This is a genomic window from Microcoleus sp. B6-A1 (genome assembly GCF_036705085.1).
Taxonomy (GTDB): Bacteria; Cyanobacteriota; Cyanobacteriia; order Cyanobacteriales; family Microcoleaceae; genus Microcoleus.
Window position 1 is genome coordinate 1 of the sequence record NZ_JAUBTU010000094.1, and the last position, 20,627, is coordinate 20,627.

The 20,627-nt window shown below is 47.0% G+C and carries 17 protein-coding genes; 12 read left to right on the plus strand and 5 right to left on the minus strand.

Features of this window, described 5'->3' with window-relative positions; genetic code table 11:
• Positions 1-80: 80 nt before the first annotated feature.
• From QUB11_RS25715 to QUB11_RS25725, 3 genes are all read right to left on the minus strand, one after another.
• Positions 81-1,754 (minus strand): asparagine synthase-related protein, encoded by a 1,674-nt coding sequence (locus QUB11_RS25715; RefSeq protein WP_333205679.1) that lies wholly within the window; start codon positions 1,752-1,754, stop codon positions 81-83.
• An 88-nt stretch (positions 1,755-1,842) separates the two neighbouring features.
• A complete protein-coding gene (locus QUB11_RS25720) occupies positions 1,843-3,303 on the minus strand; it encodes a serine/threonine-protein kinase (RefSeq protein WP_333205680.1) in 1,461 nt (486 codons plus the stop codon).
• A 132-nt stretch (positions 3,304-3,435) separates the two neighbouring features.
• Positions 3,436-4,440, minus strand: coding sequence for a LysR family transcriptional regulator (locus tag QUB11_RS25725; protein ID WP_333054398.1), 1,005 nt, complete (start codon positions 4,438-4,440; stop codon positions 3,436-3,438).
• A 296-nt stretch (positions 4,441-4,736) separates the two neighbouring features.
• Here QUB11_RS25725 and QUB11_RS25730 point away from each other — a divergent pair, with 296 nt between their 5' ends.
• From QUB11_RS25730 to QUB11_RS25760, 7 genes are all read left to right on the plus strand, one after another.
• Complete coding sequence (locus QUB11_RS25730) at positions 4,737-5,450, plus strand: NnrU family protein (RefSeq protein ID WP_333205681.1); 714 nt, start codon at positions 4,737-4,739, stop codon at positions 5,448-5,450.
• Positions 5,451-5,494: 44 nt separating this feature from the next.
• Positions 5,495-5,872 (plus strand): thioredoxin family protein, encoded by a 378-nt coding sequence (locus tag QUB11_RS25735; RefSeq protein WP_333205682.1) that lies wholly within the window; start codon positions 5,495-5,497, stop codon positions 5,870-5,872.
• Positions 5,873-6,235: 363 nt separating this feature from the next.
• Entirely contained in the window at positions 6,236-8,281 is a 2,046-nt protein-coding gene (locus QUB11_RS25740; protein ID WP_333205683.1) for an NAD(P)H-quinone oxidoreductase subunit 5, read from the plus strand.
• Positions 8,282-8,739: 458 nt separating this feature from the next.
• Complete coding sequence (locus tag QUB11_RS25745; RefSeq protein ID WP_445300801.1) at positions 8,740-10,326, plus strand: NAD(P)H-quinone oxidoreductase subunit 4; 1,587 nt, start codon at positions 8,740-8,742, stop codon at positions 10,324-10,326.
• Between the two features lie 223 nt (positions 10,327-10,549).
• A complete protein-coding gene (locus QUB11_RS25750; protein WP_333205684.1) occupies positions 10,550-11,536 on the plus strand; it encodes a hypothetical protein in 987 nt (328 codons plus the stop codon).
• Positions 11,537-11,611: 75 nt separating this feature from the next.
• Positions 11,612-11,839 carry a type II toxin-antitoxin system Phd/YefM family antitoxin gene (locus tag QUB11_RS25755; RefSeq protein ID WP_333392018.1) on the plus strand — a complete coding sequence of 76 codons (228 nt, stop codon included), beginning with the start codon at positions 11,612-11,614 and terminating at the stop codon, positions 11,837-11,839.
• Positions 11,840-11,845: 6 nt separating this feature from the next.
• The gene (locus QUB11_RS25760) at positions 11,846-12,163 is read left to right on the plus strand and encodes a type II toxin-antitoxin system VapC family toxin (protein WP_333392019.1); all 318 of its coding nucleotides are present in this window, start codon (positions 11,846-11,848) and stop codon (positions 12,161-12,163) included.
• 120 nt (positions 12,164-12,283) lie between these two features.
• Here the strand turns inward: QUB11_RS25760 and QUB11_RS25765 are convergent, their stop codons facing one another.
• Complete coding sequence (locus QUB11_RS25765) at positions 12,284-12,628, minus strand: metalloregulator ArsR/SmtB family transcription factor (protein WP_333063467.1); 345 nt, start codon at positions 12,626-12,628, stop codon at positions 12,284-12,286.
• A gap of 97 nt (positions 12,629-12,725) precedes the next feature.
• Between QUB11_RS25765 and QUB11_RS25770 the strand changes: the two genes are divergently transcribed.
• From QUB11_RS25770 to QUB11_RS25790, 5 genes are all read left to right on the plus strand, one after another.
• Entirely contained in the window at positions 12,726-13,427 is a 702-nt protein-coding gene (locus tag QUB11_RS25770; RefSeq protein WP_333205697.1) for an MBL fold metallo-hydrolase, read from the plus strand.
• 31 nt (positions 13,428-13,458) lie between these two features.
• A complete protein-coding gene (locus QUB11_RS25775; protein ID WP_333392021.1) occupies positions 13,459-14,010 on the plus strand; it encodes a rhodanese-like domain-containing protein in 552 nt (183 codons plus the stop codon).
• Positions 14,007-14,891: a sulfite exporter TauE/SafE family protein gene (locus tag QUB11_RS25780; RefSeq protein WP_333392023.1), complete on the plus strand. Its 885-nt coding sequence runs from the start codon at positions 14,007-14,009 to the stop codon at positions 14,889-14,891. The genes QUB11_RS25775 and QUB11_RS25780 overlap by 4 nt, the downstream gene beginning before the upstream one ends.
• A gap of 372 nt (positions 14,892-15,263) precedes the next feature.
• Positions 15,264-15,587: a hypothetical protein gene (locus QUB11_RS25785; protein WP_333392025.1), complete on the plus strand. Its 324-nt coding sequence runs from the start codon at positions 15,264-15,266 to the stop codon at positions 15,585-15,587.
• Positions 15,588-16,267: 680 nt separating this feature from the next.
• Positions 16,268-18,298, plus strand: coding sequence for a bifunctional serine/threonine-protein kinase/formylglycine-generating enzyme family protein (locus QUB11_RS25790; protein WP_333392027.1), 2,031 nt, complete (start codon positions 16,268-16,270; stop codon positions 18,296-18,298).
• Positions 18,299-18,748: 450 nt separating this feature from the next.
• Here the strand turns inward: QUB11_RS25790 and QUB11_RS25795 are convergent, their stop codons facing one another.
• Positions 18,749-20,524: an EamA family transporter gene (locus QUB11_RS25795; RefSeq protein WP_333205692.1), complete on the minus strand. Its 1,776-nt coding sequence runs from the start codon at positions 20,522-20,524 to the stop codon at positions 18,749-18,751.
• Between the last annotated feature and the right edge of the window lie 103 nt (positions 20,525-20,627).

Here is a 20,627-nt window from a genome sequence, read left to right on the forward strand (position 1 = left end):
GTCCCGCCCGTCTTTTTTGGACGGGCGGGACGCCCATCCCACAATAACAATTAAAATTGTAAGTTATTTAATTCGCCATCCTAACGGCGATTAACTTGTAACCAAATTTCCAGCGTCACCAGCAGCCACAGCTTCAGCCCATAGCGGGGAAAAACTTCCCCACGATAGTTTAGCCATTCGCGGATTAGTGTTCGATCGAGGTAAGGCGCGATCGCCGCATGACGATTCAGCAACAACGATCGCGCTTGCCACTGCCAATCCCTCAAAAACCACTGCTGCATCGACATCACCATGCCACTTTTCGGACGATTGACAATGACATCGGGCAGCAAATCCGCCACAGCAGCCTTGAGAACCGCTTTTTCCTGCGCGCCCGAAAGCTTGTACTCTGGGGGAATTTGTAAACTCAGCGCCACCATCCGCGCATCGAATAGGGGCGATCGAGCTTCCAATCCCGCCGCAGCCGTGAGATTATTCACCTTGGTCAAAATGTAATCGGCTCCTTTAAACTCAATGTTGAGCCGCATCAGCCGATTCAAAAACGTCGTTTCTGTCTGTTGCAATTCCTCAGCAAAGACGGAAGGCGCATTCTTCACCTTTTCCCAAACCTCCGGCTTCAGCAAACGTGGCAAATCCACATAGCATTTTTGAAACGAAGTCAAGTAAGCTGCGATCGGATCGGATTTAACCTGAATTGAACCATACAAACTGTTGAGCAGCATCGGCTTATTTTTCGGCCCGCCAAAGCACGGATCGCCACCTTCGCCATTGAGTACCACGTCTGCGAATTGCTTTGCCGATCGCCCCAGCAGCAAATTTGGCACTGTCAAGCCTTCCCCCACTGGATCATCCATCGCCGCCAGCGTTTCCGGTAGCAACTCCCAAATTTGCTTTGGCGAAACTTCTAAAATATGGTGCTCAGTGCCACAATGTGCTGCGACGATGTTGGCAAATTCAATCTCGCTGGGATATTGAGCACCAAAGTGCATCGAAAAAGTGTGCACCGGACGATCGTGCAACCGGGCGGCGATCGCAGTCACGCAGCTTGAGTCAATCCCGCCCGAAAGGTATGCTGCAACTGGTTCTCCCGCTGGTAGCGCTGACTGCACCAGTTCTTCCAAGAGCGATCGCACTTGTTGACTGTGCCACTCCAAAGGGCGATCGGCGTTAGCAATTTGCTCCTGTGGCTGCCAGTATCTCTGCGCCTCAATATCCGGTAAGTACAGGTAGCTACCGGGCCGCAACTCTCGCACGGCTTCCCACAGCGTTTGTGCTCCCGGTACAAAGGCACAGCACAAGTAGTCGCGCAAAGCAACTAAATCAAGTTCTCGATCGTGATACAGATTGAGCGATCGCAGTCGAGGCGCGATCCAGCGAGTAGTTCCTGCACGGGTGTAATAGAGCGTTTTGGCTCCCACGCGATCGCGCCCCAGACACAAGGTTTTCTCGTCTCTATCCCACACTGCCAAGGCAAATTGTCCTGACAGTAAGCTCAAAGTTTGAGGGCCTGACTGTTCCCATAGCCGCCCGACGATCGCCAAATCGGTCAATCCCTCGCTATCAATCTGTTGTTTGAGCATTGGAGTGCGATCAAAACAGCAGTCACCTACCAGCACAAATCGCTGATTGGGGCTGAAGGTGGGTTCAGCTCCGATTATGGCAAAACCGGAAGTTTCCCAAGTTGCAGGGTGCGATCGGGCTTCTGGGCCCCAAGCAATGACCCAATTAGGGTAGATAGACTTCTGAGTCTGCATTTTAAATTAGAGATCTCCCATAATTAATTATTGTGGAACAGGCCGGAAAGCCTGTTCAAAACAGGCTTTTCTTGAGATGACTATTAGCTTAAAAAATATTAGAAAGTAACTTATAAATCAGGCGAAAAATAGCTGTTCCAGCGATCGCACCCAAAGCACCCAACCATCCCACAAATAACACGCCAGTGATCGGAGAATTCGGATCAATCGCAAGTGCCGCCGTCTGCAAAGCCGGGAAAAACCACAGCAAAGCCACAGTACCTGCACCAATAATCAACATCTCAGTTTGTTCGATCGCCCTGCGGTACTGCCCGTAAATCAAACCCGCCACAATCATCCCCAACAATCCGATACTCAAGCCAGGAGAGGGCAGCAAACTCGTCAGGGCGATCGTCAGCACCCCCGCCTCAAAACCCGTAAACGCCGCCCCCGACAAAACCTCCCAAATCGAAAAAGTCGCTCTCTGCGAAGGTTGCAGCCCTCCGGGATGTGTGGCAGGAACAGGTATAGGAGGCTGCTGAGTCGGTGGTAGCTGCTGAGTCGGTAGGGGAGTCGGAGTCCGTAGGGTCGGTGGCAGCACGACGATGTTAGGCTGTTGAGGCCGAGACATCAGAGCCGCTTCCACCTCACTGGCAGATTGAAACCGCTGGCTGGGAGCTGATAATAACATTCGATCGAGAACATGAGCCAAACGCGAACTTACCTGCACCCGCGACTGCCAATTCCACTCATTTCTGTAACTATCAAACAACTCCGTCGGCTGCAAACCACTCAGCAAAGTAATACAAGTCACAGCCAAAGCATACAAATCCGTTGCCGGATAAACTTCTTGCCCGCTCATCTGTTCTGGCGGAGCATAACCCAAAGAATAAATACCAGTCGAAGCTTTTGCACTCCCAACACTTTGTGTTACTTGTTTAACAGCCCCAAAATCTAATAAATAAAGCCGACCGTTTTTACCCCGCATAATATTAGCAGGTTTAATATCCCGGTGAATCGAACCGCGAGAGTGCACAAAATCGAGAACCTTCAAAATTTCCCGCAGCACCTCCACCGTTTCCGCCTCCGAAAATCGGCCTTTAACAGCCTGTTCATCCTCCAAATTTTTACCGTCAATAAATTCTTGAACCAGATAGAAAAACTGATCGTTTTTTCCCGGCTGCAAACTCGTAACAGTCAGCTCAAAAAACGCCAGCAAACTCGGAATTTGCGAATGTTCGTTTCCCAGTTCTTCCAGCACCGCAGCTTCCCGTTCAAACAGAGTTTGAGCGATTTTTAGCTGGGGCGGAGTCAGACTTACCGACGGCTGCAAAAGTTTAGCAACGCACTGCCGCATCGCCGGAGTATCCCGGTCTCTGGCCAAAAATGCCGCCCCAAAACCGCCTTGACCCAACAACCTCACGGGCAAATAGCGGCCCCTCAAAATCAGGGGCATCCCGCAAGTCGTGCAAAACTTTTGCTGCACGGTTTTCAGCCGCGAACTGTCATCGAGGTCGGGAAAATAGTTTTGAGGGCGCGGGCAGCCCGGTCGGGTGCAGTAAACTTCCATTTTTGTTTGGTAAGGAGAAGGAAGAGGGAAGAGGAAAGAAGGAAAAGGGAAGAACGAAGAAAAAGTGATGGTTAAACCAGATTTCGATTTCTCAACTCACCGCGAACTGCTAACTGCCAGCGACCTAAGAGATTAACTTCCCGCCGAGTTGGGAGTTCCTATTTCTATGAATCCCAAATCGAGCGCCGGGGGTTCTTTCTTCTCCAGGATGGTCGAATAAGTAGCAAACTGGGGCAAAATTTCATTGCTGAAAGCCTCTGCTGCTTTAGAACGGTAGCGGTTGGGGTTGTAAATCAGCGACAAAATGCGAGTTACCAAAACTTCGTCCATTTGAGATTTGTGCAAGACGCCCATAAGCAACTCTTTTTCGATCGCCGAAACCGAGACAAAAGCAGCTCCCAGCCCCGACTGAACGGCATTTTTAATGGCTTCGATCGAATTTAGTTCCATCTCGATTTTCAAGCGGCGCGTGTCTATGCCGCAGCGAGTCAGTACCTGATCGATTACTTTGCGGATCGTAGACTGCGAATCGAGGGAAATAAACTGCAATTTGTAAAGGTCTTCTTTTTGGATAGTTTCTTGTTGTACCATCGGGTGAGATGGAGGAAGAATCAGAGCAAGTTCGTCCTCAGCGTAAGGAACAATTTCTAAAGCTTCTACAAGTTCGGTAGGAATTTCTCCGCCAACAATTGCCAAATCGATTTGCCCGTTTGCCACACTCCACGCCGTGCGGCGGGTCGAGTGAACGTGAAGCTGTACTGCTACATCCGGGTACTTTTGGCGAAACATCCCGATCATCCGGGGCAGCAAATAGGTTCCCGTTGTTTGAGAAGCGCCGACGATCAAAGTACCACCTTGGAGATTTTGCAAGTCTTCCAGAGCTCGACAAGTTTCCTGGCAAAGCGATAAAATTTTCTCGCCGTAACTCAGCAGCAGGTGTCCGGCTTCGGTTAGTTGCGCCCGCCGCCCCCCCCGGTCAAACAGTGGCACGTCCAATTGTCTCTCTAAGTTTTGCACCTGCAAGCTAACTGCTGGCTGGGATACATAGAGGCTGTCCGCGGCGCGTTTGAAGCTTCCTTCAGAGGCGATCGCCTTGAGAATGCGTAACTGGTCTAAAGTGAAAGGAAGGTCAGACATATATCTAAATTGTCAGTAGGTGTAGGGGCGGGTCTTCTGTCAATCTCTGCGGTCAATCGACAAGCTGGTTCGATTTGGTGTGCAACAGTCGGAGTTGACTTCGATGCCAGTCATTTGGCTGCAACACACGCAACCTTAAAGTCAGTTGTACTCGTCCTCTGTCTGCGGTCTTTAGTTGCGATTGGGTCACTAATGACTGATGACTGATGAGTGATGACTGATAACCGCTGAATGCTCCCATAGATACTTTGTGACACAAATTGGCCGAGAATCAATAACTTTTCTTAATATTTGCAATGACGATCGACTTGGCGCTCGACTCCCACTTAGTTATTCTGGGTCTATTACTGGTTTTTGCGATCGCCCACAGCGGTTTAGCAGCCCTCCGGCCCAAAGGTGAAAAGCTTATCGGGCCGAGACTTTATCGCGTTTTGTTTGCCCTTGTCAGTTTGCCGCTAGCCGTCATTCTGATTGTCTACTTTTTCAACCACCGCTACGACGGCGTACAGCTTTGGCAAGTACAGGGAGTACCCGGAGTTAAACCCGCAGTTTGGATACTTTCGGCAATTTCCTTTCTGTTTTTGTACCCAGCAACTTTCAACCTCCTAGAAATTGCCGCCGTCCAAAAGCCCCAAGTTCACCTCTACGAAACTGGCATCATTCGCATCACCCGTCACCCGCAAATGGTGGGACAGGTGATTTGGTGCGTGGCCCACACCCTGTGGATTGGCACTAGCTTTACCCTTGTCACTTCCATCGGTTTGGTACTTCACCACCTGTTCGGAGTGTGGCACGGCGACAGGCGACTTCAGGCTCGTTTTGGAGAATCCTTTGAAACCATCAAATCTCGAACATCAATCATGCCTTTTTTGGCAATCCTACAAAAGCGTCAAACCCTTGATTTGCTTGAATTTCTGCGCCCTTCCTATCTAGGTGTAGTCATTTTTACGGGCCTGCTGTGGGAAATTCATCCTTTTTTGATGCGTGTAACTAGGAACATATACTGGTAGCATGATCCCTAGGATAGAAAAAAATTATTAAATTTTGAGGGCTCATGGTGTTGTCGGTTAGCGAACGCACTTTTGCACAAGAGGTGTTTCAAGCCTCTACCCCCGTTTTAGTTCACTTTTCGGCTCCTTGGTGCGGTTTGTGCCGCGCGATCGACCCCACGCTTAAGACTTTTGAAGCACAGTGGGCAGGAAAAGTCAAGCTCGTAGGGGTGAATGCCGATCAATGTTTCAAGTTGGCCCACACTTATCGGCTGACAAGTCTGCCCACGCTGATTTTGTTTGAGGGCGATAAAGTTCTATTTAGATTTGAAGACTACCAAGGACGCGAGGAACTGCGGCGGACTCTGGATTCCTGGATGCTGGCGGCTCAGGTAGCTTCCCCATCTCAACGGCTGCAACTTCAGGAAGTAGTCAACAGGTAAGGGTTCCAAGGCATTCGGCTCTTGTTTAGAAGGCCTTCGGCTTTTATGTCGGAAGCAGAAGGCATTCCCCATTTTTCCATCAACCATCTGACACCAAAATAAATCACGCCGTCTTGAAGGTACAGGACTGTGAGATTTGTTGTATAGTTTTCCTTTGCACCGGAATAATAATTTTCGGCGTTTATTGCGATCGTCTCGCCCGCGATGAAAAAAGTAGTGAGATCGTCTCGCTCGTGATCGCACTCGGCTATAGCAATACTTAAAGAATTGGATCGAGTATTTTGGCCCAGTCGCGCAGGCGTGTGTCACAATTGTTTACAGTTTTGGCAATATCTAGTAGAAACTTTAAACTACCTATCAGTGATGGAACTGCTTTATCAATATGCTTGGCTGATTCCTGTCCTGCCACTGGCAGGCGCAATGCTAGTAGGTCTAGGCTTAATCACCTTTAACCAGGCAACCAACAAACTCCGACAAGCGAATGCGATATTAATCGTCTCCGCACTCGGAGGGTCAATGGTACTCTCCTTCGCATTGCTGTGGAGTCAACTACAGGGCCACGCACCCTACACCCGCAGTATTCAGTGGGCTTCTGCTGGCGACTTCTCGCTGAATATGGGCTATATTATCGACCCCCTAACGTCGGTGATGCTGGCGATCGTCACTACGGTCGCCTTTTTGGTGATGATTTACACCGACGGCTACATGGCTCACGATGACGGGTACGTGCGCTTTTACGCCTACCTGAGCATCTTCAGCGCCTCGATGTTAGGTCTCGTAGTCAGCCCGAACATCGTTCAGATTTACATTTTTTGGGAACTCGTAGGTATGTGTTCGTACCTGCTAGTCGGATTTTGGTACGATCGCAAACCCGCTGCTGACGCTTGCCAAAAAGCTTTTGTCACCAACCGCGTCGGCGACTTCGGCCTACTGCTGGGCATCCTCGGCATTTACTGGGCCACCGGCAGCTTTGAATTTGAGGTGATGGGCGAACGCCTGCACTCCTTAGTAGAATCCGGTGCTCTTTCGGCTACTCTGGCGACAATCTTCGGCGTCCTCATATTTTTGGGGCCAGCCGCCAAATCCGCTCAATTCCCCCTCCACGTCTGGCTGCCAGACGCAATGGAAGGCCCGACACCGATTTCTGCCTTAATCCACGCCGCGACAATGGTAGCCGCCGGCGTATTCCTGATCGCTCGGATGTACCCGGTGTTTGAAGGGCTGCCGACAGTCATGAATTTGATCGCCTGCACCGGCTGTTTTACGGCATTTATGGGTGCTTCGATCGCGATTACCCAAAATGACATCAAAAAAGGCCTCGCCTACTCCACCATCTCCCAACTCGGCTACATGGTGATGGCAATGGGCGTCGGCGCTTACAGTGCCGGACTTTTCCACTTGATGACTCACGCTTACTTCAAAGCAATGCTGTTCCTGTGTTCAGGTTCAGTGATTCACGGTATGGAAGCAGTTGTAGGCCACAACCCCGCACTCGCTCAAGATATGCGAGTCATGGGCGGCTTGCGGAAATATATGCCGATTACCGCTTCTTGCTTTTTAATCGGAAATTTGGCAATCTGCGGAATTCCGCCCTTTGCTGGTTTTTGGTCAAAAGACGAAATCCTCGCCAGCGCCTTCTCCGCAAATCCCGCTCTGTGGGCTGTTAGCTGGCTGACGGCCGGGATGACCGCGTTTTATATGTTCCGAATGTATTTCAGCACCTTTGAGGGCGAATTCCGGGGCAATAACAACGCTATCAAACAGCAACTTCTGCAACCGGGTTTAGTTTTCGGCCCCGGAGCAATGAACGTTAAGGAATTGGCATCAACTGGCGACAGTCACGATGAGCACGATCATTTGCCTCACGAATCTCCTCTGACAATGGCTCTGCCGTTAGTGTTGCTGGCAGTACCTTCTGTGTTTATCGGTTTTCTTGGTACGCCGTTTGCCAATTATTTCGAGCAGTTTGTTCGCGCTCCGGGCGAGTCTCTCGAAGAAGTTTTGGAACACGCTGCTGAGTTCAATTTGACGGAATTTTTGATTATGGGCGGGAGCTCTGTAGGTATTGCTTTGCTGGGCATTACTTTGGCTTCTCTGATGTATTTGAGCCGTAAAATTGACGCAAGTGCGATCGCCCAAAAAATCAAACCGCTTTACGAGTTCTCCCTCAACAAGTGGTATCTCGACGATATCAACGAATTTCTCTTTGTCAAAGGCAGCCGCCGTTTGGCACGGCAAGTCATGGAAGTTGATTTGCGAGTCGTCGATGGTGTCGTCAACTTGACAGGTTTTATCGCCCTGGTTAGTGGCGAAGGTTTGAAATACTTTGAGAGCGGTCGCGCTCAATTTTATGCCCTGATTGTGTTTGTCGCAGTTCTGGGTTTTGCGATCGTTTCTGGAGTCGGTTAAATCTGTAGGGACACGGCCTTTAGTGTCAACTTAATGTCAAACCGACTGTATCTCTTGTTTGTCTCGAAGTCTAGATCCCCCCTAACCCCCCTTGATAAGGGGGGAACAAGAGTATTCTCTCAAAGTCAACCCCTACTCCCCTTCTTAAGGGGGATTTAGGGGGATATGAACTGGGCGAGCAACGAAAGATACAAAAGTTTTTAGGGTTAATTTTACACGCTTTGGGCATTGCTGTATGCCCACCAGAAGATATTTTAAGAACGGGTATTAGCTCAAAAACTCACAATTGACAATTAGCAAATAGAAATAAATTTTTGATTAAACTTAACTGTTGCGATCGCATAAATTGTCCAAATAATAGCCAAAAAAATTGTTACGTCTAAAGAAAGTATAAAATTTACGCCAAAATTGGCAAAATGTGTTTAAACCTAATAACTGATGGATCATTTTAAAACGCAATGGATACAGCTAACTTTCCCTGGTTAACAACAACAATTCTGTTTCCCATTGCTGCGTCCTTGCTGATTCCTTTAATTCCCGATAAGGATGGCAAGACGGTGCGGTGGTATGCCCTAATTGTGGGTTTGATCGATTTTGCCCTACTTGTTTACGCTTTTTACACTCAGTACGACTTCAGCAATCCAGATTTGCAACTGGTAGAAAGTTATACTTGGGTGCAGCAACTCGATTTAAATTGGTCTGTGGGTGCTGACGGTTTATCGATGCCGCTGATTTTGCTGACGGGTTTTATTACTACGCTGGCTACTTTAGCAGCTTGGCCGGTCACATTTAAACCGAAGCTATTTTACTTTTTGATGCTGACAATGTACGGCGGCCAAATCGCAGTTTTTGCCGTACAGGATATGTTGCTGTTTTTCCTAGTTTGGGAACTGGAATTAGTCCCGATTTACCTGATTTTGTCAATCTGGGGCGGCAAGAAGCGCCTCTACGCAGCAACTAAGTTTATCCTATACACCGCAGGCGGTTCGCTGTTTATTTTGCTGGGCGCGCTAACGATGGCGTTTTACGGGGATACGGTGACTTTCGATATGCGGGCGATCGCAGCTAAAGATTACGCCCCCACTGTAGAATTGCTCCTGTATACAGGTTTCTTAATAGCTTACGGCGTCAAACTGCCAATTTTTCCGCTGCACACTTGGCTCCCTGATGCTCACGGCGAAGCAACCGCACCCGCCCACATGTTGCTAGCAGGAATTCTGCTAAAAATGGGCGGCTATGCTTTACTGCGGATGAATGCGGGAATGCTCCCCGATGCTCACGCTGTCTTCGCACCCATCTTGGTAATTTTGGGTGTGGTTAACATTGTTTACGCGGCTTTAACTTCTTTTGCTCAGCGAAATTTGAAGCGGAAAATTGCTTATTCTTCGATTTCGCACATGGGGTTTGTGTTAATCGGGATAGCTTCGTTTACCGATTTGGGTGTTAGCGGTGCAATGCTGCAAATGGTTTCCCACGGTTTAATCGGGGCGAGTTTGTTCTTTATGGTGGGTTGCACTTACGATCGCACTCACACGCTCATGCTGGACGAAATGGGCGGTGTAGGACAGAAAATGCGTAAGGTTTTCGCGATGTGGACTGCTTGTTCTATGGCTTCTTTGGCTTTACCGGGAATGAGCGGTTTTGTAGCAGAATTGATGGTGTTTGTAGGTTTTGCAACGAGCGATGCTTACAATCCTGTGTTTAAGGTTTGTGTGGTATTTCTAGCTGCTGTCGGGGTGATTTTGACTCCGATTTATCTGCTGTCGATGCTACGTGAAATCTTCTACGGCCCTGAAAATAAGGAATTGTCGGCTCACGAGGAATTGGTGGATGCGGAACCGCGAGAAGTGTTTATTATTGCGGCTCTATTAGTGCCGATTATTGGCATTGGTTTGTATCCGAAGATGCTGACTCAGGTTTACGATGCGACGACTGTACAGTTGACGGCTAAGCTGAGGGATTCCGTGCCTTCGTTGGTGGCTAAGGCTGCTGCGGATAAAACTGTGTCTCTGCGTGCTCCGGCGATCGAGCCGAGCAAGTTGTAATTTGAATTGGATTTAGGAAGAAAACCCCCAAACCCATTTTAAAGATAGAGTTTGGGGGTTTTCTATTTTTATTGATAGACAAATCAGGGAAACTTTGGCTCTCAAGCAATTACAATTTGGGTTGAAAAAGAAAGTGAGTATGCGGTATAATTAATAGTCATGCTGCTGAGCGAGCACTTAGCTCAAATTTAGAATTTGACCCCTATATTCAAAGAGGTAAGTTATGTCGCTGCTTCAAAACGCCATTGATTCCATACAGGTGGGTGTTGAAGACTATCTGATGGAGGACGACAGAAGAAACCTGTCTGCGGTGAGAAACATTTGCGCTGGAATACTTCTTCTCTACAAAGAAAAACTAAAGCGCTTATCGCCAGAACATGACAAAGAAGTTTTAATCAAACAATCTATCGTGCCTATTTGTGATGAAAATGGTAACATCTCATTTGTGGGAGATAGTGATAATAAAAAAACAGTAGATTTTTTCACAATTCAGAAAAGATTTAAAAGTTTGAAAATAATAGAAAACCCATCAGATTGGAAAAGCTTTGAAAAGCTCAACAAGCTCCGCAATAATATAGAACATTACTATACAGCTAACCCGTCTAGCGCAGTTCGTGAAGTCATTGTGAAGTCATTTCCTATAATTCAAGATTTCATTAGTCGATATTTAGAGGAAGAACCGTTTAACCTTCTTGGTGAAGAGTGCTGGGAAACTCTATTAGAAACAGAAGAGGTGTACAAAGCCGAAGAGGAAAATTGTAGACAATCCTGGGAGAAATTGGGCTTTAAAAGCTCGGTGTTAGAGCATATAGTAGAAAATATTAGATGTCCAGTCTGCCACTCAAATTTAATCAAAGCTCAAGATAAATCTAATATTTTTCCCTCTTTGAGTTGTAGCTCATGTAGTAACTCTTTTGAGATGAATGATGTAGTAGAAGATAACTGCTCATCATATGATGATGCTGATGATGCTGAAGATGAAGATAGTTTTGCTCATTGTAGCGATTGTGAAAGCTTGTCATCTGTAGTGAAATTGGGAGAGAAATGGATGTGCTTTTCTTGCCATAAAATTCACAACGATAACGATGTAGGCTGCTGTGAATACTGTAATAGATTTATTGCGGGAAATTTAGAAGATAGTTTTGTATCAGGTTGCTTCATGTGTGAAGGTCAAATGGGACATTACATGAATTCAAAAGCATACGATTAAGGTGTCCCCAGTGGACACGGCATAACAACGCCCATGCACCCGACAATCGAATGAGGTTTATACTGAGGCATTTGTATGTTGAACGTGACAGTTGATGAAATTCAGCGCGATCCTTCAAAGTATCTGCGTCAAGTGGAAGCAGGTGCAACTTTTGTTATCCTGCAAGCAGATAAGCCGATCGCCGAACTCAGACCTATTTCTAGCACCAAAAAATTGCGACCATTCGGTTTGTGTGCAGGCGAGTTTACTGTTCCAGATGATTTCGATGATCCTTTGCCAGAAGATATCCGAGCGTGCATTTGAAGGTAAATGAAGATTCTGCTAGATACGCACATCTTTTTATGGTTCATCAGTGGTTACGCCCAGTTATCAACAGATGTTCGAGATGCAATTCGCGATCCAGATAATGAGGTATATTTGAGTGCAGTTTCAGTCTGGGAAGCAATTGTCAAGTACCAGTTGGGTAAGTTACCTCTGCCGGAGCATCCCGCAACATATTTACCCAAACAGCGCGATCTTCATCAAATTGTCAGTCTTTCTCTTGATGAAAGTAGCGTAGCTCAACGGGCTAAACTGCCACCATTACATCGCGATCCATTTGACACAATGCTTATCTGTCAAGCTTGACAGAATGGTCTGACTATTGCGACATTGGTGATGAATTATAAGCGTGCAGATAGCTAGATTTAGTGACATTTTTAGCACCACTCTTGAGCGCACACAACACTTGCAGCCAACAAAGCGTGGTTAGAGTTGACGCAATCTGTCGAGCTTTTTTAACTGTTGTGACTGTTCTTGCAATCGAGTCTCGAGCTTCTGACACACAAGTTCGCATAAATCAAAAATCATCGGGTCAGTGATTTGATAGTAAACACTGACTCCCTGCGGCTGCCGTTGAACGATGCCTGCCTGGGTCAAAATCTTGAGGTGCTTGGAAACATTGGCTTGCCCCAGCCCTGTTTCTTCAATGATTTCAGTGACATTTTTAGCACCACTCTTAAGCGCGCACAGCACTTGCAGGCGGCTAAGCTCTGATAAAACTTTGAAGTAGTCAGCAACCTGAGCGAGAGCGGAAACAGGAATTTGAGACATAAGCAGGAGTGAATAGATTTTGAGCGAGACTTGTTTTTAAGATAATACTACTATATAGTAATATAATCACTAAATATGTAATGAGAGGCTGATGGCTATGCTGTTTCGTCAACTTTTTGATCGGGAAAGCAGTACCTATACTTACCTGATTGCCGATCGCGCTTCCGCAGAAGCCCTATTGGTCGATCCAGTGTTGGAACAGGTTGAGCGAGATCTCAAATTGCTGAAAGAACTGGGTTTGACATTGCGTTATTGCTTGGAAACTCATGTTCATGCCGATCACATTACCAGTGCGTCTCAACTGCGGGAAGCAACAGGCTGTGTGAGTGTGGTTCCAGCCCAAGCACAGGTTAACTGTGCAGACCGTTTTATCCATCCAGGGGAAACGCTACAGCTTGGAACTGTGGAAGTGCAGGCGATCGCCACGCCAGGACACACAGATAGCCATATGGCATACCTCGTCAATGGAAGTCACTTGCTGACCGGCGATGCGTTATTTATTCGCGGCTGTGGACGCACAGATTTTCAAAGCGGGGATGCAGGAACCTTGTTTGATTCAGTCACTCAACGATTATTTACCTTGCCTGACTATACCTCGATCTATCCAGGACACGACTATCGCGGGCAAACTGTTTCTTCCATTGAGGAAGAAAAACGCTGGAACCCTAGGTTTACAGGGCGCAGCCGGGATGAGTTTATTCAATTTATGAATGCACTGAATCTGCCCAACCCTCAAAAAATGATGGAAGCCGTGCCAGCTAATGAACGGTGTGGCAACCTCACCTCAATTTCTGCCTAAACCTTTGATCTATTTTATTTGGAGTACAACTATGACACTGACTAACGATTCTCAACTTCAACAAATTGATGCTCAAACCTTGAAACAATTGCTTGAGGAAAACGCCGTAACTTTAGTGGATGTTCGGGAATCTGCCGAATATGCAACTGAACGGATTCCCGGCGCAAAATTGCATCCACTTTCACAATTCGATCCACTTCAAGTACGACCGTCTGCGGGACAAAAAATCGTTCTCTACTGTCAATCGGGAAATCGCTCTGCCAAAGCTGCCAGACAATGTTTAGACGCAGGATTCAATTCTGTGAGTCATCTGCATGGCGGAATTCCTACTTGGAAAAATGCAGGCTATCCGATTGAAAAAAGTCAAAATGCGCCGATTAGCTTGTTTAGGCAAGTGCAGATTGTTGCAGGCTCATTGGTTGTTCTGGGAACAGTTTTAGGGGTGTTTGTCTCACCTAATTTTTTACTTATGAGTGGATTTGTGGGTGCTGGCTTAGTGTTTGCTGGAATCACTAACACCTGTGCGATGGGAATGCTATTGGCAAAGTTACCTTATAACCAACAAGCCGGAAATAAATCATGATCTGGATAATTGGACATTTCCTGGCAGTTGGTATTGGTGTGAGTTTAGGCTTATTGGGCGGTGGTGGTTCTGTGCTAGCACTGCCTGTGCTAGTTTATGTGATGGGTGTTGCGCCTAAACCTGCGATCGCCATGACTTTGATTATTGTCGGGACTGTTAGCTTATTGGGCAGCATTCCCCATGGGCGGCGCGGTAATCTTAATCTCAAAACCGCAGTTATTTTTGGAACTGCAACCATGTTGGGGGCTTACCTCGGTGCAAGAATTGCGACGCTGCCCTTGATTACCAGCGCATTCCAGATGACCCTATTTGGATTGTCGATGCTGATTGCCGCAGGCTTGATGATTTATCGCACCACCTTATCAAAGACCGTATCTAGCAAGGATGAGCTAGAGGCTATCCAGTACGTCAAACCTGTTTGCAAATACTGCTGGCTATGGCTGATGACTGAAGGGATTGCAGTAGGGATTTTGACAGGATTAGTCGGTGTGGGTGGAGGGTTTGCGATCGTCCCTGCCTTGGTTTTATTGGGAAACGTACCCATGCGACAGGCAATCGGGACTTCTCTGCTAATTATTGCGTGTAATTCTGTCGCGGGTTTGCTAGGTTATTTAGGGCATATTTCCTTAGACTGGAATCTCACGGTTTCATTCACCTTTTTAGCTGGATGCGGAACGGTGATTGGGGCTTATCTTGCACAGTTTATTCCAGCGCAACAACTTCAAAAAGGCTTCGGTTACTTCCTGCTAGTAGTCGCCACATTCGTATTAGTCCAAAATCGTGATAGCTTACAGGGAATCAAAAAGTCATCTGCTGACCAGCCACCTCACAACGCACTTTCTGCAGACGGACGGGAGATGTCGGCTGTGATGCCGAGGTGATCTGCCGCTACTCATCTTAGCCCTTAGATCGCGATCGCCATACCCAATACATTAAAAATACCAGTAGCTCGATCGCCCTTCAATGAGCGTGCGATCGCGCTTTTAGTTTTTACCCTTAATTCTTCTAGTTTCTATACTTGCTAGAATAAAATCGAATACTAACCGGACTGCAACTCATCCTAAAAACCATCAAAGACCTTTGCATCACTTGCCAAACAATCCTATGATGGTTCATCATGATCTTGATGATTGTTTCATTCTTATAAATCAGTTAATATGCGATCGCTTGTCTTGAGTCTAGCTCTCATGTGTTTAGCCACCCCCGCTGTTGCCACAACCTGCGAGGAAAGCTTTCAAAAAAAGGGGGACTTTTTGAATGGTGCCGCCTTTTCTGCCCGTGTTCAGGTTGAGGGGTTATCGATAGAGAGAGCATTTTCCCAATTACGACCAATTTTGGCGCGCGAGGGCATCAAGACTCTCAGCACGGATCTGAACTTAGGTGTAATGAAAGCCGAAAATCCCGCAACAGCATTTCAGCGTGCTTTGCCAATTGACGTATTTGCCTCAATGGACGGCAATCTATTAAATGTTGAAATGATCTTTACCCTTCCGAGTGGGGTGGGTGCAAGTAAAGACACGGTGAAGGGATACTTGTGTGGCGCACTAAATCAATTGTTGCCCCAAACTCCAAAGTAATATGTAATTATTCATTTGATGAATTGTACCCACACTCGATCGCCATACCGAATATTTCAAAATTACCTGCGCGCGATCGATCTTGGGGTTTCTAGCCTGATTGTTATACGGAGAGTGCGATCGCTCTTTGGTTTGGGCGATCGCCGACTTTTACTATACTGGCCTTTGTGAAGAGATTACTGATTCCCCCAATTGCGATGAATTTAGATAGATCTGCAGATCGCAGTTGACTCCCAATTTAACGGCGTATTAAACAGAATGTGGCAGGTGTCTGGAACTCACGGAAATATCCATGCCAAAAGTGCGATCGGGATTTATCTTTAAATATCTTGATGCCTGCTTCCCAACATTTAGCAGATAATTCTAGTGTTTTTGGTTTGATCCCGGATGCAGCAGATGTCATCGGCTTAACCCGATCTTGAAGAAATCGAGGGATTGATATCAGTCGATTGGCGACTGTGGCGAGGAATATTGGCGTTAAAGAATAATGAACAAGTCAGTAAGTTATAATTCCTAAGTCAGAATATATTCGCCACGCACAAATGAGGGGTAATACCCACCGATTAACGATTAACGATTACCGATTATCAATTACCAATTACCAATTACCAGCCGAGTATCAATTAACAAATCAACCCGACATGATATCATAACCTTAACCGGATCATTTCTTCCCAGATATGTTCTACTGTTCTAATCCAAGTTGCTCCAATCCTTTCAATCCCGACAATTCTAAATTCTGTCAAAGTTGCGGCCAGTCCGACCTCACGCCTCTCTTCAGAAACCGCTACCGCGTGATTCGACTGTTGGGCGAAGGGGGATTTGGCAGAACTTATGAAGCGGTAGATACGGATCGCATGGACGATCCCTGCGTAATCAAGCAGTTTGTACCCCAATTTCAAGGAACCTCAGCACTTGAAAAAGCCGCACAATTGTTTAAGGAAGAAGCGAAACGACTTTACGAACTCGGCGAACATCCCCAAATTCCTCGATTAATTGCTTATTTTGAACAAGACAAGCGACTTTATTTAGTACAAGAGTTGATTGAGGGGCAAACTTTACTAGCAGAATTAACTCAGCAGGGTGTTTTTAGCGAAGAAAAAATTTGGCAGTTGTTGGCAGATATTTTGCCGATTTTGAAATTTGTGCACGATCGCCATGTCATTCACAGAGACATCAAACTTGAGAATATCATGCGCCGCCGCACCTCTGTTAACTCCTCCCTACCAAAGGCGGGAAATTTTCGGAATTCAGCTTTCCGAAGGGGAGGGCGGGGAGAGTTAGTTTTGATAGATTTCGGCATTTCCAAACAAGTGACGGGCTCCCTGATGAGCAAAGTAGGCACGACGGTAGGAACGCCCGGATATTCGCCTGTAGAACAAATGCGCGGTCAAGTTTTCCCCGGCAGCGATTTGTACAGTTTGGGAATAACTTGCCTGAGACTACTAACTCAATGTTTGCCAAAAATTGACGGTTCCGATGACCTTTATGACCCGATCAACGGCGGCTGGATGTGGAGAGAACGGTTGCCAGTCGGCACAAAAGTCAGCAGCGAGTTGGCAAATGTTTTAGACAAATTAATTCAAGATTATCTCAAAAATAGATATCAATCTGCTGATGAAGTAATCAAAGCTTTAAATCTCTATTCTTTACCTCCCCAACCCCCTTTTGTCAAGGGAGGACAACTTGCTTTAAGTTCTTCTGTGACAAAGGGAGGGCCACTTGCTTTAAAGTCTTCTGTGACAAAGGGAGGGCCACTTGCTATTAATACTCCGCTCAATCACAGCGGGCAAATCAATAGCAATATCTCTGTCAATCCCAGGGGAAAATCCAACACCAATCCGCCTCCTAACAAGGCATCGCAGAAAATTGCGGCTGTCAAAAACACTTTTGAATTTCAGGTGGTGACAGTAGACAAGCGCGGGAAGCCAACTAATGTTAACAGCGGCCAAGCGCGTTTTTTTGAAGAACATCTTGGTAGCAGTACAATGCTGGAAATGGTATCTGTTCCTGGCGGTACTTTCCTCATGGGTTCTCCAAAAGATCGGGGTGACAGCGACGAAAAACCGCAGCACCCAGTAACTTTAGGCTCTTTCTATATTAGCAAATTTCCAGTCACTCAGGCCCAGTGGACAGCAGTTGCAGCGCTGCCGGAAATTAAAATATTTCTGAATCCCAATGCGGCCCGTTTTAAAGGTGCAAATCGACCTGTAGAAAATGTATCTTGGTACGAGGCTGTGGAGTTTTGCGATCGACTTTCTCGCAAAACTGGTAAGAATTATCGCTTGCCTAGCGAAGCCCAATGGGAATATGCTTGCCGGGGGCAAACTACGGGGCCGTTTCATTTTGGGGAAACGATTACCAGCGAGTTAGCAAATTACAACGGAAATTCTAATTACGCTGATGCGTCGAAGGGAGTTTATCGCTTTCAAACGACAGATGTTGGCAGTTTTAAACCTAATGCTTTCGGATTGTACGATTTCCACGGAAATGTTTGGGAATGGTGCGCGGATTCTTGGCACAATAATTATAACGGTGCGCCTGCGGATGGTAGCGTTTGGGAGTCTGACGGGGACTCTTCGCTGAGGTTGTTGCGGGGGGGTTCTTGGAACGATCATCCTCCGAATTGTCGCAGCGCGTGTCGCCTCAGATATCAGCCGGATTGTAAGGCTAGTATTGTGGGTTTTCGAGTGGTTATTTCTGTTGTTTAAACTCCAATTGTAGGCATTCGTTCTCCTATCTTGAAATCAATACGGTTCAGTTAAGCCCGCTCCCCCCTTAGCTTGCCCCCTACTCAACCCCTACTCCCCTTCTTAAGGGGAGTAGGGGGTTGGACAAGAACTTACTCTTGCGTCCCCCTTAAGAAGGGGGATTTAGGGGTATCTCCGAAGAATAAACAGTTTTAACCCAAGCGTATTGATCTTGAAATGCCTCTGCGGTTTCCCTATCATATCGTTTCCGGTTGTATCGGAATGATTTAACCGCAGAGGGCGCAGAGAACGCAGAGGGAGAGAATACAGAGAGGAATAATTCCGATGCTACCGGATTTGATATCAATCAAAGATTTATGCAATAAGCCTATTGATATTGTCTCGGCATAGAGAAACCCGGTTTCTTCAAGAAACCGGGTTTGGGAATGGCCGATCGCCCAAATTCTTGCCTTAACTAGCCTTCTTTTGAGGAGCGACTATGCGTTCCACACTCATAGCAGCCACGCTCAACGTCACCACAGCCATGCCGAGAATTGCCACCGGCTGCAACTTTTCATTGATAATTAGAAAACCGAATAGTGCGGTCATTGCCGGCCCCAAAGTGCCAATTACTGACGCTAAGGCGGCCCCCGCAAACCGGATGGCAAAATTATTCAAAAGATAGCTAAACAGGGTCAGCACCCCTAAAACAACGCCTCCCAAAATCAAACCAGGCCAAACATTTTGGTCAATTTTAGGAGAAAAATTTTCCGACAGTGGCACCCACAAACTCAGGGAGGAAAATACAAAAATCGCGGCGAAATTAACTAAACTAAAAGGAATTGGGTGCAGCTTGCCCGCAGCCATTTGCGTCAGCAATACGTAACCTGCAAAGGTAATCCCAGAAGCCAGTGCTGCAGCGACTCCCACTCCAACATTGCCGCCGCCCGGAGCTGGGGCCGCAAAACTCGGCCACCCAGCTAAAATCAGACCTACGGTAATCCCGAATATCGCCAACAAACCGACTGTGCTGGGGCGAGAGCCAAACAAGATCCAAGAACCTAGTACGGTGACGATCGGATAAATAAAGAAAATCGTAATCGCAATCCCCGCCGGAATATTGCCGATCGCCAAATAAATCAAAACCTGAGACAAAAACAGAAAAAATGCGCTTCCTAAAACTTTACTCCACAAAGCTCGATCGCCCGACTGGAACAACCGCCTAATATCTTTCCAAACAGAAGGATACAGAAATGTCGCCAATATCGGCATCAAAGCCATCACCACGATCAGCCGCATCAACAAAATCAACAAAGAATTTCCAAAACCCGGAGTCACCACCCCCGGAAATTCAAACAAGCCAAAAACCACCCGAGGAGTTTTGCCTTTAATCAGAATTCTTAAACAAACATTAAACAGCGACAATACCACCGCCGAAGACAAAGCCAGCACCAAACCTGTCTGTACAGAAGGTGCTTTAGCGGATGCGGTCGAGGGCACTGAAGAGGGTGCCGGTACGGCTTCCCGCGGCCTTTCCACAGGTGTTGGCTGCAGAAGTTGCGGGCGGACAGAATTAACAGAATTAGTTGATTCTTCGACATAGGAATCTTGAGCATCGAAAGGATTCTCAAGATATTCTTCTTCTTCTTCGAGTTCTTCCCTGATGCGGTTTACGAGATTTTGTAACAGTTCTTCCCCTTGCCGCTCTAGGGTTTGCATATTGTTTAGCCGCACGGAAAGCTCGCTTTCATAGCTGCTCAAATCTTGTTCCAGCATCTGGAAACTGCGATCGATCCTTTCATCCAGCGCCGCCAGCAACTGCGAGGCGCGTTCGTCGTAGTTGCTTGGCGGCAGGGGTATCGGGAACTCGCCGCTGGGAATAGGGCTGCTGAGAGAATTTCCAGAGTTAGCGCTGAGTTCGTTGAACCGCTGCACCAACAAATCCTGCAAATTGTGAGCCAAAACTTGAGCCAACTGCTTCAGCCACAATTGCTGCTGCTGAATGTATCGCCCCGACAGAGATTCCATTTGCTGAGACTGCAATTTGCGATATTGCTCCCGCAGGTCTTCAATATCCTCAATCAGGTGATTTTTTTCAGTTTGCAGCCGAGTAATGTCTTGATTTAACTGACCTTTGACATTTTGATGCAAAGCGTCCAGTTCTTGCATTACTGAGTGGAGGACTTCTTCTGCTGATTGTACTTCCTCTGGCTCGTCCTTTGACGAGTATACGTTCCGCTGCGCCATTAGCCTATAACCTCTAATTTAAACTGCACGTTCACTGTTCTTAAGTATTTTGCCAAATCAGGCCGCAAGTTCTAGTGAGTTGATCTAAGAAATTGCGGACACT

What these genes read in the sequence shown, in the direction of transcription:
- QUB11_RS25740 (WP_333205683.1), top strand. Translation starts at nt 6,236, where the DNA reads ATGGAACTGCTTTATCAATATGCTTGGCTGATTCCTGTCCTGCCACTG.
- QUB11_RS25730 (WP_333205681.1), top strand. Translation starts at nt 4,737, where the DNA reads ATGACGATCGACTTGGCGCTCGACTCCCACTTAGTTATTCTGGGTCTA.
- QUB11_RS25775 (WP_333392021.1), top strand. Translation starts at nt 13,459, where the DNA reads ATGACACTGACTAACGATTCTCAACTTCAACAAATTGATGCTCAAACC.
- QUB11_RS25715 (WP_333205679.1), bottom strand. Translation starts at nt 1,754, where the DNA reads ATGCAGACTCAGAAGTCTATCTACCCTAATTGGGTCATTGCTTGGGGC.
- QUB11_RS25780 (WP_333392023.1), top strand. Translation starts at nt 14,007, where the DNA reads ATGATCTGGATAATTGGACATTTCCTGGCAGTTGGTATTGGTGTGAGT.
- QUB11_RS25745 (WP_445300801.1), top strand. Translation starts at nt 8,740, where the DNA reads ATGGATACAGCTAACTTTCCCTGGTTAACAACAACAATTCTGTTTCCC.
- QUB11_RS25795 (WP_333205692.1), bottom strand. Translation starts at nt 20,524, where the DNA reads ATGGCGCAGCGGAACGTATACTCGTCAAAGGACGAGCCAGAGGAAGTA.
- QUB11_RS25750 (WP_333205684.1), top strand. Translation starts at nt 10,550, where the DNA reads ATGTCGCTGCTTCAAAACGCCATTGATTCCATACAGGTGGGTGTTGAA.
- QUB11_RS25755 (WP_333392018.1), top strand. Translation starts at nt 11,612, where the DNA reads ATGTTGAACGTGACAGTTGATGAAATTCAGCGCGATCCTTCAAAGTAT.
- QUB11_RS25725 (WP_333054398.1), bottom strand. Translation starts at nt 4,440, where the DNA reads ATGTCTGACCTTCCTTTCACTTTAGACCAGTTACGCATTCTCAAGGCG.
- QUB11_RS25720 (WP_333205680.1), bottom strand. Translation starts at nt 3,303, where the DNA reads ATGGAAGTTTACTGCACCCGACCGGGCTGCCCGCGCCCTCAAAACTAT.
- QUB11_RS25735 (WP_333205682.1), top strand. Translation starts at nt 5,495, where the DNA reads ATGGTGTTGTCGGTTAGCGAACGCACTTTTGCACAAGAGGTGTTTCAA.
- QUB11_RS25765 (WP_333063467.1), bottom strand. Translation starts at nt 12,628, where the DNA reads ATGTCTCAAATTCCTGTTTCCGCTCTCGCTCAGGTTGCTGACTACTTC.
- QUB11_RS25790 (WP_333392027.1), top strand. Translation starts at nt 16,268, where the DNA reads ATGTTCTACTGTTCTAATCCAAGTTGCTCCAATCCTTTCAATCCCGAC.
- QUB11_RS25770 (WP_333205697.1), top strand. Translation starts at nt 12,726, where the DNA reads ATGCTGTTTCGTCAACTTTTTGATCGGGAAAGCAGTACCTATACTTAC.
- QUB11_RS25760 (WP_333392019.1), top strand. Translation starts at nt 11,846, where the DNA reads ATGAAGATTCTGCTAGATACGCACATCTTTTTATGGTTCATCAGTGGT.